The organism is Streptomyces sp. NPDC006197, assembly GCF_040613865.1.
Taxonomy (GTDB): Bacteria; Actinomycetota; Actinomycetes; order Streptomycetales; family Streptomycetaceae; genus Streptomyces.
In genome coordinates this window covers 15079-27353 of sequence record NZ_JBEXSZ010000115.1, presented here as the reverse complement: position 1 = coordinate 27353, position 12275 = coordinate 15079, and the positions used below count along the sequence as shown (strand labels likewise).

Annotated in this window: 10 protein-coding genes and 2 pseudogenes; 7 read left to right on the top strand and 5 right to left on the bottom strand. The window is 74.8% G+C overall.

What is annotated here, in order from left to right; translation table 11 throughout:
- The 3 genes from ABZ318_RS28990 to ABZ318_RS28980 form a co-directional block, all read left to right on the top strand.
- Nucleotides 1-730 (top strand): DUF4139 domain-containing protein (locus tag ABZ318_RS28990; protein WP_356905409.1); only part of this gene is annotated, 730 nt, incomplete at its 5' end.
- A gap of 8 nt (nucleotides 731-738) precedes the next feature.
- The gene (locus ABZ318_RS28985; RefSeq protein ID WP_356905408.1) at nucleotides 739-2301 is read left to right on the top strand and encodes a mucoidy inhibitor MuiA family protein; all 1563 of its coding nucleotides are present in this window, start codon (nucleotides 739-741) and stop codon (nucleotides 2299-2301) included.
- A gap of 273 nt (nucleotides 2302-2574) precedes the next feature.
- Nucleotides 2575-3654, top strand: a complete 1080-nt coding sequence (locus ABZ318_RS28980; RefSeq protein WP_356905407.1) for a nitric oxide synthase oxygenase — start codon at nucleotides 2575-2577, stop codon at nucleotides 3652-3654.
- A gap of 36 nt (nucleotides 3655-3690) precedes the next feature.
- On the opposite strand, the pseudogene ABZ318_RS28975 reads toward ABZ318_RS28980, so the two are convergent.
- Nucleotides 3691-4041: pseudogene (locus ABZ318_RS28975) on the bottom strand (cupin domain-containing protein); the annotation flags it as partial.
- Here ABZ318_RS28975 and ABZ318_RS28970 point away from each other — a divergent pair.
- Both ABZ318_RS28970 and ABZ318_RS28965 read left to right on the top strand, forming a co-directional pair.
- A pseudogene (locus ABZ318_RS28970) lies at nucleotides 4033-4755 on the top strand (EamA family transporter); the annotation flags it as partial. The pseudogenes ABZ318_RS28975 and ABZ318_RS28970 overlap by 9 nt on opposite strands.
- A 278-nt stretch (nucleotides 4756-5033) precedes the next feature.
- Nucleotides 5034-5330, top strand: a complete 297-nt coding sequence (locus tag ABZ318_RS28965; RefSeq protein ID WP_356905406.1) for a hypothetical protein — start codon at nucleotides 5034-5036, stop codon at nucleotides 5328-5330.
- 34 nt (nucleotides 5331-5364) lie between these two features.
- On the opposite strand, the gene ABZ318_RS28960 is transcribed toward ABZ318_RS28965, so the two are convergent.
- The 4 genes from ABZ318_RS28960 to ABZ318_RS28945 all read right to left on the bottom strand — a co-directional run bounded on the left by ABZ318_RS28960 (nucleotide 5365) and on the right by ABZ318_RS28945 (nucleotide 9042).
- Nucleotides 5365-5712: a DUF190 domain-containing protein gene (locus ABZ318_RS28960; RefSeq protein WP_356905405.1), complete on the bottom strand. Its 348-nt coding sequence runs from the start codon at nucleotides 5710-5712 to the stop codon at nucleotides 5365-5367.
- Between the two features lie 76 nt (nucleotides 5713-5788).
- Nucleotides 5789-5914 carry a hypothetical protein gene (locus tag ABZ318_RS28955; RefSeq protein ID WP_255325155.1) on the bottom strand — a complete coding sequence of 42 codons (126 nt, stop codon included), beginning with the start codon at nucleotides 5912-5914 and terminating at the stop codon, nucleotides 5789-5791.
- 65 nt (nucleotides 5915-5979) lie between these two features.
- Complete coding sequence (gene lanL, locus ABZ318_RS28950; protein WP_356905404.1) at nucleotides 5980-8829, bottom strand: class IV lanthionine synthetase LanL; 2850 nt, start codon at nucleotides 8827-8829, stop codon at nucleotides 5980-5982.
- Nucleotides 8830-8883: 54 nt separating this feature from the next.
- The gene (locus ABZ318_RS28945) at nucleotides 8884-9042 is read right to left on the bottom strand and encodes a hypothetical protein (protein WP_356905403.1); all 159 of its coding nucleotides are present in this window, start codon (nucleotides 9040-9042) and stop codon (nucleotides 8884-8886) included.
- A 228-nt stretch (nucleotides 9043-9270) separates the two neighbouring features.
- Here ABZ318_RS28945 and ABZ318_RS28940 point away from each other — a divergent pair, with 228 nt between their 5' ends.
- Nucleotides 9271-10317, top strand: coding sequence for a hypothetical protein (locus ABZ318_RS28940; protein ID WP_356905402.1), 1047 nt, complete (start codon nucleotides 9271-9273; stop codon nucleotides 10315-10317).
- 45 nt (nucleotides 10318-10362) lie between these two features.
- The gene (locus ABZ318_RS28935; RefSeq protein ID WP_356905401.1) at nucleotides 10363-12270 is read left to right on the top strand and encodes a protein kinase; all 1908 of its coding nucleotides are present in this window, start codon (nucleotides 10363-10365) and stop codon (nucleotides 12268-12270) included.
- Nucleotides 12271-12275 lie beyond the last annotated feature (5 nt).

The following is a 12275-nucleotide window of genomic DNA, read 5'->3' as shown; positions in this document are numbered from 1 at the left end:
CGGGCGACCGGCTGTGGCCCGTGTCGACGCTGACCGGGGAGAGCGACCCGTGCACCGTCCAGCAAGGGGCGGCCGGGGTCCTGGCCGTGCTGACGTCGACCACCGCTTCGACGCCCCCGCCCGTGCCGACGTGCCATCGGACGGCGCCTGGCACACCGTCACCGTCGGCGAGGTCCCGGTCGTCCTGCACACCGAACACGTCTGTGTGCCGTCCGTGGAGCAGACCGTGTACGCGACCCTCACGGTCTCCAACACCACCCGTCAGGCGCTGCTCGCCGGCCCGGTGGAGGTCACCGTCGACGACGACTTCCTGCTGACCGCCGCCCTGCCCACGCTCGCGCCCGGCGGTGTCCGCCGGCTGGGCCTCGGTCCCGCCGAGGGCGTCCGCGTCACCCGCAGCACCCATCTGAAGGAGTCGACGGCGGGCCTGCGCAACAACGTGACCGTGCTCGACCACCGCGTCCACGTGGAGCTGGCCAACCGTCTCGCGGGGCCGGTCACCGTCGAGGTCCACGAGCGGGTGCCGGTCTCCTCCGAGCCGGACGTCCGCATCGAGGAACGCGCCGACTGGACGGCACCCGAGGACGGCGCCGCGCCGGAGCACCACGTCCCGGGCACCCGCGTCTGGCGGGTGGAGCTGCCCGCCGGCGGCACCGCCGTGCTCGACGGCGGCTACGAGATCCGCATACCGGCCGGCAAGGCCCTGGTCGACGGCAACCGCAGGAGCTGACACACGCCATGTCCACGGAGACCGAGCCGATCGCCCTCCCCGTCACCGCCGTCACCTGTCTGGAGGACCGCGCCCATGTCGAGCGCACCGCCGTGCTCGACCTGGAGGCCGGCGTCCAGCGCCTGCGCCTCGGGCCGGTCAGCGCGCTCGCCGTCGACCGCACCCTGCACGCCGAGTTGACCTCCGGACACCCGGCCACCGTCCTCGACGTGCGGCTCGTCCGCGATTGGACGCCGCGCGGACCGGTGCCGCCCGCCGAGGGCGACTCCGCGCTCCGCCACCGGGCCCACGCCCTCGAAGAGGAGCGCCGCTCCGTGGAGCAGCGCCGCGACCGGCTGCGGACCCGTCTCGACCTGCTGGGCCGGCTCGCCGCCGACCTGCTGCGGGAGATCGGCGAGGGCGCCGGTTGCGGGGAGGCCGAAGGGCCCCGCTGGAGCCGCGAACTGGACCGGGTGGACGCCGAGCGCGACACGTACGGCGAGGAGCTCCGCGCCGCGGAGGCGCGCCTGACCGCCCTCCGTGCCGAACTCTCCGAGGTCCGCCGGGTCATGGAGCTCGCCGAGGAGGAGCCGGCCGAGCTCGTCGCCCATGTCGAGCTGACCGTGGAGGCCACGGCGGCGGGGGCCGCGCGGCTGCGGCTGAGCCACCTCACCCCGTGCGCGCTGTGGCGGCCGGCCTACCGGGCCGTGCTCGACGGGGAGTCCCTGACGCTGGAGACCGACGCGGTGGTCTGGCAGCGCACCGGCGAGGACTGGTCGGACGTGCGGCTGACGCTGTCGACCGCGAGGTCGGCCCTGGCCGGCGATCCGCCGCGGCTGGTCGAGGACCGGCTGACGCTCAAGGACCGGGCGCCGGCGGAGCGCCGCACGATCGACGTCGAGGTGCGCGAGGAGGAGATCTCGACGCTCGGACCGGCTCCGGTGCTCGGCCTGCCGGGCGTGGACGACGGCGGCGAGGCGCGGGTGCTGCGCTCCCCCGCGCCCGTCTCCGTGCCGGGTGACGGCCGCGCCCACCGGGTGCCGCTCTCGGCGTTCACGACGGCCGCCGGCAGTGAGTACGCCTGCTCGCCGGAGCTTTCCCCGCTGGTCACGCAGGTGGTGCGGTTCGACAACCTGTCCGGCCACGCGCTGCTCGCCGGCCCCGTGGACCTCGTCCGGGGCAGCGGCTTCACCGGCCGCGGCACGCTGGACTTCACGGCTCCCGGCGCCGCCGTCGAGCTCGCCTTCGGCAGCCGTGACGACCACCGGGTGGTCCGGCACGCCGAGGAGTCCCGCGACACCACGGGCCTCACCCAGCGGACCGTGATCACCCGCACGGTCCGGCTGCACCTGTCCCGGTTCTCGCCGCCCGGGGAGCGGGACGACCGGGTGGTCGTCCTCCGCGAGCGGATCCCCGTCTCCGAGGTCTCGGCGGTGGAGGTGCGCCTGCGCAAGGAGGCCTGCTCCCCCGCCCCGGACACGGTCGACGCCGAGGGCATCGTGCGCTGGGACGTCACCCTGCCGCCCGGCGGCCGGCGGACGGTCACGCTGGTGTACGAGCTCTCGGCGACGGCCAAGGTCGGGGGGCTCTGAGCCGAGGACCACCGGTCCATCCCGCGGCGCGCCGTCGGCCGCCCCCGGATCTCGGCGCCGGGCACCTTATCAGCCCGGCGCCCTTCCCCTCCCGAACTCTCCTCACTCTCCACAACCGCACGGACGCGTGCGGTAGTCATGGGGGCAGGAGGGAACACCTTGGTCTTCAGTCTGGGTCGCCGCCGCAAGGCCGCCGCCGTCAGCACCTGTCCGTTCACGTCCGCGTCTCCGTCCGACGCGCGACAGGGCCAACCGCACGTGCGAACACCGCAGGTGACGGACCGTCGGGAGGCGGAGAGCTTCGTCCGGCAGTTCCATCACGAGCAGCCCGACGCCGGGGACGTGGAGCGCCGGGTCCGCGAGGTGCTGGCCGGGATCGACCGGACCGGCACGTACGAGCACACTCCGGCCGAGCTCTCCTTCGGCGCCCGCGTGGCGTGGCGCAACGCGGCCCGCTGCATCGGCAGGCTCTACTGGAGCAGCCTCGTGGTGCGCGACCTCCGGCACGTCACCTCGGCCGACGGCATCGCCGCCGCCTGCTTCGAGCACCTGCGGACCGCCGGGAACGGCGGCCGGATCCGCCCGGTGATCTCGGTGTTCGCCCCCGACCGGCCGGGGCGTCCCGCGCCGCGGATCGTCAACGACCAACTGGTGCGCTACGCCGGGCACCGCACCCCCGAGGGCCGCTGGATCGGCGATCCGCGCGGTGCCTCGCCGACCGCCCGCGCCCGCGAGCTGGGGTGGAAGCGCGACGAAGGGGCCTTCCAGGTGCTTCCGTTGATGGTGGAGGAGCGGCCGGGCGCGCGACCGGAGTGGTACGAGCTGCCGGAGGATTCCGTCCTGGAGGTGCCGCTGCGGCATCCGGACCACGCGTGGCTGGCGGAGCTGGGGCTGCGCTGGTACGCGGTGCCGGCGATCAGCGACATGACGCTGGAGATCGGCGGGGTGCGCTATCCGGCGGCACCGTTCAACGGCTGGTACATGGGGACGGAGATAGGCGCCCGGAACCTCGCCGACGCCGAGCGCTACGACCTCCTGCCGGTGGTCGCCGACCGGCTGGGCCTCGACCGCTCCTCGGAACGCACGCTGTGGCGGGACCGGGCGCTCGTGGAGCTCAACGTGGCGGTGCTGCACTCCTTCCAGGAGGCCGGGGTGACGATGGCGGACCATCACACCGAGTCCGAGCGGTTCCTGCGGCACATCGCGCGGGAGAGCCGGCACGGCAGGCCCACACCCGCCGACTGGAGCTGGATCGTCCCGCCCGTGTCCGGCTCCACGACTCCGGTCTTCCACCGGTACTACGACCCGGTGGACACGTCCCTGCGCCCCGCCTTCCTCGCCCGGGAGCGGTAGGACGGGTCCGTCCGAGGCGGCGGGGCCGGCTCCGCGTCAGGCGGCGGGGCCGGGCGGCAGGAGGACGGTCATGATCAGGTGGCAGGTCGCCTCTCCCGCGCCGCGGTAGGTGTGGGTGGCGTCGCCGTCGAAGGCGGCGGTCTGCCCGGCTTCGACGGTGTGTTCCGTGCCGTCGACGACCAGGGTCATCCGGCCGGCGGTGACGCTGACGGTCTCCACGACCCCTGCCTGGTGGGGGTGGCTGGGGTACTCCTCGCCCGGTTCCAGCGTCCAGCGCCAGACCTCGACCGGCGCCGGGCCCGAGGTCGTGAGCATGAGCCGGGCCTCGCTGCCCAGCCTTCCGGTCCAGAGCGGCGCGACGGCGTCGGCGGTCACGACCCGGCCTCTCTCGCCGTGGAGCTGCTGCTCCGGCCCTTCCTCGGCGCCTCGTTCGACGCCGGCGCCCTGGGCTGGGGCGCCGCGTCCGGCGTCGCCTCCGCCGCGGCCTTCGCGCTGCTCTACCGGACCCTGGCGATCGGACCGATGAACGTCCTCTCGCCCGTGACCGCGCTCGTGTCCGCCATGCTGCCCGTCGGCGTGGGCCTGCTCCAGGGCGAGCACCTCGGCGCGGCCGGCCTGGTCGGGCTGCCGCTCGCCCTGGCGGCCGTGGTCCTGGTCAGCGCCGGACACGGCTCCGGTACGGCGCGCCCGTCCCGTACGGCGCTGCTGCCGGCCCTGGGCGCGGGCGCCGCGATCGCCCTCCAGCTGGTCTTCCTGCACCAGGCGCCCTCGGACAGCGGGGTGGCGCCGCTGGTCGTGGGCCGTGCGGTCTCCTCGGCCGTGACCCTCGCGGCGGCGGCGGTGCTGTACCGCAGGCTGGGCTCCGAGCGGCCCACGTACGCCCTGTCGGCGGCCGCGGGCGTGCTGGACCCGGTGGCGAACCTGCTCTTCCTGCTCGCCGCCCGCGGCGGGGACCTCGCCGTCGTCGCCGTGATCACCGCCCTCCACCCGGCGGGCACGGTCCTGCTCGCCCGTGGCGTGCTCGCCGAGCGCATCCACCGCGGTCAGCTCCTCGGCCCGGGGACGGCGGTGGTGGCCGTCAGCCTCCTGGCGCTGGCCTGACCGGCCCCCTCTCGTCCGCCCGCACGAACGGAACCCCCATGACCACCTTCCGCCTCGCCCCCGCCGTCGCGGAGGCCTTCCCCGACGCCCTCGTCGCCCTGGTCACCACCACCGGCCTGCGGGGCCGCGAGTCCTGACCCCGCACGCCGACGGAACGACCGTGCGGTACCCGGGCCCGAGTGGACCCTCCGGCGGGCAAGGAGGAGGCTGGTACTGAGCGCGTCCGGGATTCCGGGCGTCCCGAACGGAGCGCCCGCCCGGTCGGGAAAGGCCGTGCCATGCGCATGCTGCTGAAGGTTCAGATGAACACCGCGACCTCCAACGAGACCATCAAGCAGGGCAAGCTGCTGGAGATCATGGAGACCACGCTCAAGGAACTCAACCCGGAGGCCGCGTACTTCACCGTCGAGGACGGCTGTCGGACCGGGTACCTCTTCTTCGACCTGAAGGACCCCTCCCAGCTGCCGAAGATCTCGGAGCCCTTCTTCATGGAGATGGGCGCCAAAGTCCACTACTCACCGGTCATGAACCCGGACGACCTCCGCAAGGGCCTCTCGGCGATCATGCCCTCGTGAGCGGGGCCGTCGCAGGCCCGGATCCGTCGGTCCCTCAGGCGGGCTTCTCTCGGCCGACGTAGCGGATGACCTCGCAGTCGTCGAGGATCACCAGGCCCTCCTCGACCAGTTCGTCGAGGAGGGGCAGGAAGGCGCGGATCTTCTCCTCGGTGTCGACGATGACCACGGCGACGGGGAGGTCCTCGCTCAGCGAGAGCAGTCGCTGGGTGTGGATCAGCGAGGAGGCGCCGAAACCCTCGATGCCGCGGAAGACGCTCGCGCCCGCGAGACCCGCCTCGCGTGCCCGGCCGACGATCTGGGTGTAGAGCGGCTTGTGGTGCCACAGGTCGGTCTCCCCCACGAAGACCGTCACCCGCAGGGCCCTGCCCGTCAGCCTGGTCATGCTTCGAGTCTACGGTCGTGCCTCCGTCGGGGAGGGGGCCGGCCGGGACGCCGGCCCCCTCCCCGGACGGAGTCGGTCAGCAGCCGCTCGTGAGCCAGCGGCAGGCGGTGATCAGCGCGGCGGCGTGCTCCTCGCCACGGGCGTCCTCGGTGCGGACCTCCTCCGGCAGGACCTGCAGGGCGTCGATGTCGTACTCGGTCATGACGGTCTCCTTCGAATGATGCGGATATTCCGGTGGTACGCCGGCGGCCTGGGGCCGCCGGACACTCAGGGGCGGGCCGGCCCGTCCTCGGGCAGCCAGGCGCGCGGGCCTCCGCACCGCATGCGCAGCAGCAGGGACAGGCTTCCGGCGAGGCCGGTGGCGTACTCGGCGAGGACGGTCCCGCGGTTCTCGTCGGGCACCAGGAGCCGCCCGTCGCGCAGCACGGCCTGTGCGGCCAGGTGTTCGACGAGGAGTTCGGCGGCGGCGCGGTGGCTCTCGTCGCCCGTGCGTACGGCGGCGTCGAGGAGGAACTCGGCGTTGCCCGCGAGTCCGTGGCAGGTGGCCGGCGAGTCGGTCGCCCGGCCCGCCCGGACGGCACGGGCGGCGCCGTCCACCAGGTCGCGTACGGCCTTGTCGGACCCGCCGGTCGCCGCCCAGAGCCGGACCAGGAAGGTGCCGACGCCGGAGGAGCCGCTGCACCAGTGCCGGGCGAGCTCCGGCGAGTCGGAGAGGTGGCGGGCCCGGTCGACGGGCCAGAGCGCGCCCGCCGGTCCACTGCGGGCGGCGGCCGCGAGGGTGGCCCCCGCCTCGGTGGCCGCGGCGAGGAACCGTTCGTCCCCGGTGATCTGGGCCGCGAGCAGGAGGAAGGTGCCGACCCCGGCCACGCCGTGCGCGAAGCCGTAGTGCCAGGCGCCGGCGAGCGCGGAACCGAAGTCCTCCGGCACCGGCCAGAAGACCCCCTCCGGGGTGCGCCGCGCCGCGTCGAGCAGTCCGTTCGCGGCCTCGGCGGCGCGGTCCAGGAACCGCCGGTCTCCGGTGGTGCGCCAGAAGTGCAGGTGGGCCAGGCCCGATCCGGCCACGCCGTGGCAGACGTCCGGGTTGGATCCGCGGACCGGCAGGCCGAGGGCGAGTGCGACGGCCCGGTCCTCCAGGGCGGGGTCGTCCAGGGCCCGCGCGGCGTCGAGCAGCGCCCAGGCGGTGCCCGAGCGGCCGAAGTGCAGCCCCGGCGGGTCGCTCGGCAGCGTCTCCTGCCGCTGCGCGGTCCAGTGGGCGGCGGAGCGGAGGCCTTCGGCGAGCGCCTCGCGGGTCACGGGCGGCCCGGCGACGGTCTCCGGGAGGCGGAGCCCGGCGTCCCAGTGGCCGAGGGCCCGGGCGAGCAGGGCGACGCCGCCGGCCGAGCCGTGCTGCAGGGCCACCGGGTCGCAGGTCTCGCCGAACGAGTCCGAGGCCCACAGCCGTTCGGGGTCGTGCGGGCGCATCGTGGCCAGCAGGTGGGCGATGCCGTCGTGCAGGAGACGCGCGCGCGTGGCCGCCGCGTCCGGGCGTGGCCCCGGCGGCGGACCGGCGGTCGGTCGCGCCGTCGCTCCCGCCCGGCTTCCGTCCAGGAACTCCCGGGCCCGGTCGAGCGTCCAGCGGTCTTCGGGCGCGTCCCGTGTGAGCCCCAGGATCAGCGGCGAAAAGCGTCGTACGCGGGCGTGGTCGCGGGCCAGGAGGTCCACGAGGTCCGCGAGGCGTCGCTCGTCCGGTCGTGCGGCCTCCCGGGGGAGGTCCTCCGCGAAGACCGGATCGGCGCCGCTCAGGGTGTGCAGGACGGTGGCGCCGAGGGCGTACAGGTCGGCGTCCGGCGGCAGGGCGGGGGCCACCTGGTCGAGGGCGCGCAGTTCGGGGGCGGTGTAGCCCGGGGTGGCACCGAGCACCCAGCGCTCCCCTTCCGGGGCGGCCATCTCCAGGTCGATGAGGACGAGCCGGCCGTCGGGGGTGACCATGACGTTGTTGGGGTTGAAGTCGTGCAGGGTGACGCCCAGTTCGTGGGCGCCGGCGACGAGTTCGACGAGCCGGCGGACCCGGGAGTCGGCCGTGCGGTCGTCGGGGCAGGCGTCGCCGTGCCGCGCCAGGTGCTCGGCGACGGTGCGCCGCAGCGTCGCCCCCGGGACCGATTCGGTGGCGAGGAACACGCTGCCCTGCTGTTCGAACACCTCCACGAGTCCGGGGACCCGGTCGGGGCGCTTCCGCCCGAACCGTTCGAGCAGCGCGGCCTCGCGGCGCAGCAGGTCCCGGACGTCCAGGCCTTCGAGTCCGGCCCCCACGTGGGGCCGTGCCTGCTTGACGACGACCTGCGCGCCGGTACGGGTGTCCTCGGCCCGGAACACCCCGCCCTTGTTGGAGTGCTGGATCGCGCCCCGTACGAGGAAGCGGTCGCCGAGCAGCACGGGCTTGGCGGTGGCCGTGCTGCGGGCGGGTGCGACGGGGCGGTCGGGGAACGGGTCGCCGGCCCAGGCGGGCGGGCTGAACCAGGCGTTGCGCTCGTCGGCGACCGGCCGGCCGTCGGGGTCGGTGAGGCGGGCGGCGAAGGAGCCGTCGGCCGTCAGTTCCCGGACGCCCTTGAACACGCCGTACCGGTAGAAGACCTGACTGCCGGGGCGGTAGCGCCGGTCGGAGAGCACGGCGGGGCCCGGCAGTCCCTCGGTGGCCCGGTGGAGTTCCTCGGCGAGCCGCCGGAACTGCTCGTCGTCGGCCGGGTACACGGTCAGGAACTTGCCGCTCCCGCCGCGCGCGAAGCGACCGGACACCAGCGCGGCGACCCCGGCCGGACTCCCGGCGAACTTGAAGGCCGCGCGGTGGGCCACGAGGACCTCGGCGGACCGGGCGAGGACCAGGGGCGCCGAGAGCGGGGTGGCCGGGACGTGGAGCTTCCATCCCTGGGCCCGCCCGACGGCGTCGCCGGGCACGACGTGGCACCAGAACTCGCCGGGTTCGACGCTCCAGTCCGCCCGCGCCGGTCCTGCCGGGTCGGGCGTGTGCCGGGCGATCACGGCGCGCACGAGGTCGGGCAACAGGGCCCGGTCGGCGGGGCCTTCGGCCCGCGACCGCCGGGGGCCGGGGCCGGACGGGGAATGCGCGGTGGGTGACGACACGCTCTTCGTCCTCGCGTTTCGCATGGGTGACGAGCAGGGGGTCCGGGGCGGTTCCTACTGCACGGGCCGGTCGTACTCGTCGCCCCAGCTGGTGTCCATGGGGCTCCCGGCGACCGTCCGCGCCGTCTCCGGTGCGCCGTCCCCCGCGGCGGCGGTCACTCCGCCGGCGAGCAGGACGGCGAGGAGGAGGAAGCAGCGGACGGCAACGGACATGGTGCGGCTCCTGGTTCGGGAGGGAAGAGGACGGGCGGGAAGCTCCGCGTCTGGCGGGTTCACGCCGTATGTCGGCCTGATGGGGTTTCCCTCGGCCGGACACCCCCAGTCCATCCCGGCGAGCCCGCTTGGTCCAGCGCCATGACCTGGCAATACCCTGCATGGCACGGAAGTAGCAGGGCCGCATCACGGGGGAAACGTGTGACTACTGGGGTGGATGTGGACGGAATGCCTCGGCTGGACGCCGGGGCCGTCGCCGTCTTCGCGTACGTACTGGAGCGCGGCAGCCTCCCGAACCGCGCTCCGGACGGGCTTCCGGACGGACTTCCGGCCCTCGGGCTGAGCCGGGACGAGGTCGAGGCCGCCTGCCGCACCCTGGAACGGCTCCGTCTTCTGCGGCCGGCACCCGGCCGCCCCGGGGAGCTGATCCCGGTGAACCCGGACGCCGCCGCGGCGGAGGTCGTCGGGCCGCTGGAGGCGGAGCTCGCGCGGGCCGCCGCGCACGCCCAGTCGCTCCGTGACGAGCTGCACTCCCTGATGCCGCGCTACCGCGCCGCCCGGCGCGAACAGGGCCGCCGGGAGGGCTTCGACGTGCTGCCCGACATGGCGTCCGCTTCCGCGATGCTGACCGAGGAGTCGGCGCGCTGCCGGGAGGAGGTGTTCAGCATCCAGCCGGGCGGCGGGCGGGCCGCGCACCGCCTCGGGGACGCCGTCGAGCGGGACCTGGCGATGCTCCGCCGGGGCGTGCGGATGCGCACGCTGTACCAGCACTCGGCGCGGACCAGCCTGTCCACCCAGGGGTACGTGGAACGGCTCACCGACGCCGGTGCCGAGTACCGCACCGCGGCCGAACTCCCCGACCGGGCCGTGGTCTTCGACCGGTCCGTGGCCTTCCTGCCCCGGCGCGCCGACGGCGGCACGGGCGAGGGGGCGGTCCTCGTCCGGGACCCCGACGTGGTGGCGTACCTCTGCCGGGTGTTCGAGCAGCACTGGTCCGGGGCGGTCCCCTTCCGGGGCACCAGCGAGGCGGCGTACAAGGAGGTCGGCCCCAGTCTGCGGCGGGCGCTCGTGGGGCTGCTCGCGGAGGGCGCGAAGGACGAGGTGATCGCCCGGCGCATGGGAATGTCGCTGCGCACCTGTCGCCGTCACATCGCCGATCTGCTGGAGGAGTTGGGGGCGGAGAGCCGCTTCCAGGGCGGTGCGCTCGCGGAGCGTGCCGGGCTCACGGGCGCGGAGATCACGACGGACGCGGCCGAAAACGCGTCCCACCGGTAGGGTGCCCTCCGGAAAACGGTGTTCTGCGTGGGGAGACATGAGTTCATGGGCGGTCAGCAAGCGGGCCGGGGCGGTTCCGAAGTGTTCCAGCCGCTGGCGGCGGACGACCCGACGACGGTCGCCGGGTATCGGCTCGCCGCTCGGCTCGGCGCCGGCGGCATGGGCAAGGTGTACCTGTCGTACACGCCCGGCGGTCGGCCGGTGGCGATCAAGCTGATCCGTCCCGAGTTCGGCGAGGACGCGGAGTTCCGCCGCCGGTTCGCCCAGGAGGTGCGCTCGGCGCAGCGCGTCCAGGGGCTGTTCACCGCCCCCGTCATCGACGCGGACCCCGAGGGCGCGCAGCCCTGGCTGGCCACCGCGTACGTGCCGGGACCGTCGCTCGCCGACGCGGTCGTGGCGCACGGCGCGCTGCCCGTGGAGACGGTGCTGCTGCTCGTCGCGGGCATGGCCGAGGCCCTGCACGTCATCCACGGCGCGGGCATCGTGCACCGCGACCTGAAGCCGTCGAACGTACTGCTCGCCGCCGACGGGCCCCGCGTCATCGACTTCGGCATCGCGTACGCGGCCGACGCGACCTCCCTGACGGGCAGTGGGGTCACCATAGGGACGCCGTCGTTCATGGCGCCCGAGCAGGCGGCGGGCCGGCCGGTCACCCCGGCCACGGACGTGTTCGCGCTCGGTCAGGTCGCGGCGTACGCGGCGACGGGCGTCCCGGCCTTCGGGGAGGGGACCGGGCACGGGGTGCTGTACCGGATCGTGCACGAGGACCCGGACCTGAGCGCCGTGCCGGAGCGGCTCACCGAGTTGGTCACGCGCTGCCTCGCGAAGGAGCCCGAGGCCCGGCCGACGCTCTCCGAGATCATCCGGCTCTGCCAGGCCGCGAACGCGGCGACGGTGCTGCGCCGGCCCGAGGACTGGCTGCCGGGCGCGGTCTCCGCCGAGATCACGGCCCGGGCGGCGGCGCCCGCTCCCCCGCAGACGCCCCCGCCGCCGACGACCGCGCCGTCGGCCGCGCCCGCCGGGTACTCCCCGACGGTGCCGGCCGCGCCGTCCACGCCGTCGCCCGGATACGGCCCGCCGCCGCAGGCGGTGACGGCCGCTCAGCCGGCCCCCGTCGTTCCGTCGACCCCGGTCGCTCCCCCTGCCGCCGCCATGCCCTCCCCCGGTTTCGCGTACGCGCCGACGCAGGGCCCGGTCGGTCCCGCGTATCCGCAGCAGCCCCACCCCGGCCGGCCGATGCCGACGGGGTACCAGCCGCAGCAGCCGCCCCGGCAGAAGAAGGGCGGTGGGCGCGGTCTCGTCATCGCCCTGGCCGCCGTCCTCGCCTTCGCCGTCACGGGCGGCGCGACCGCCTACGTCCTGCTGAAGGACAAGGGCGAGCCGACGTCCGCGAACGCGGGCGGGAAGGGCTCGACGAGCACACAGGGCGGCGGTGGCGCGGGGAGCGGGACGGGAACGGGGACGGGAACGGGAACGGGAACGGGAACGGGAACGGGGACGGGGACGGGGACGGGGACGGCGAGCTCGTCGCCGGAGCCCTCGACCGCGCCGGCCCCGCAGGCCGCCACGTACAAGGACATCAACCTGACGGCCGGCTACCACCTGACCCTCGGGGACGAGAACGTGCGGCCGCAGGACGGGGAGGACAACAACTACGAACTCTCCTACGACACGGGCGGCTACCTCGACGCCGAGAGCAGCGGCGGCAATCTGGTGCTGCTCGATCCGGGTCAGCAGGGTTCCCTGGAGGCGTGCCGCGCGGAGACCAGGTTCACGACGAACATCTACGTGAACAAGCTGTCGCCGGGCCGCCAGGTCTGCGTCACGACGGGTACGGGCCACCTCGGTCTCGTCACGGTCAAGGCCTTCTCCCCGGAGGACTCGCCGAGCACCTACATGACGCTCGATCTGACGGTGTGGCGGAACGCGGCTCCCTCCGCGTCGTCGAGCTGATCGCT

What these genes read in the sequence shown, in the direction of transcription:
- ABZ318_RS28985 (WP_356905408.1), top strand. Translation starts at nt 739, where the DNA reads ATGTCCACGGAGACCGAGCCGATCGCCCTCCCCGTCACCGCCGTCACC.
- ABZ318_RS28965 (WP_356905406.1), top strand. Translation starts at nt 5,034, where the DNA reads ATGCGCATGCTGCTGAAGGTTCAGATGAACACCGCGACCTCCAACGAG.
- ABZ318_RS28960 (WP_356905405.1), bottom strand. Translation starts at nt 5,712, where the DNA reads ATGACCAGGCTGACGGGCAGGGCCCTGCGGGTGACGGTCTTCGTGGGG.
- ABZ318_RS28955 (WP_255325155.1), bottom strand. Translation starts at nt 5,914, where the DNA reads ATGACCGAGTACGACATCGACGCCCTGCAGGTCCTGCCGGAGGAGGTC.
- ABZ318_RS28945 (WP_356905403.1), bottom strand. Translation starts at nt 9,042, where the DNA reads ATGTCCGTTGCCGTCCGCTGCTTCCTCCTCCTCGCCGTCCTGCTCGCC.
- ABZ318_RS28940 (WP_356905402.1), top strand. Translation starts at nt 9,271, where the DNA reads ATGCCTCGGCTGGACGCCGGGGCCGTCGCCGTCTTCGCGTACGTACTG.
- ABZ318_RS28935 (WP_356905401.1), top strand. Translation starts at nt 10,363, where the DNA reads ATGGGCGGTCAGCAAGCGGGCCGGGGCGGTTCCGAAGTGTTCCAGCCG.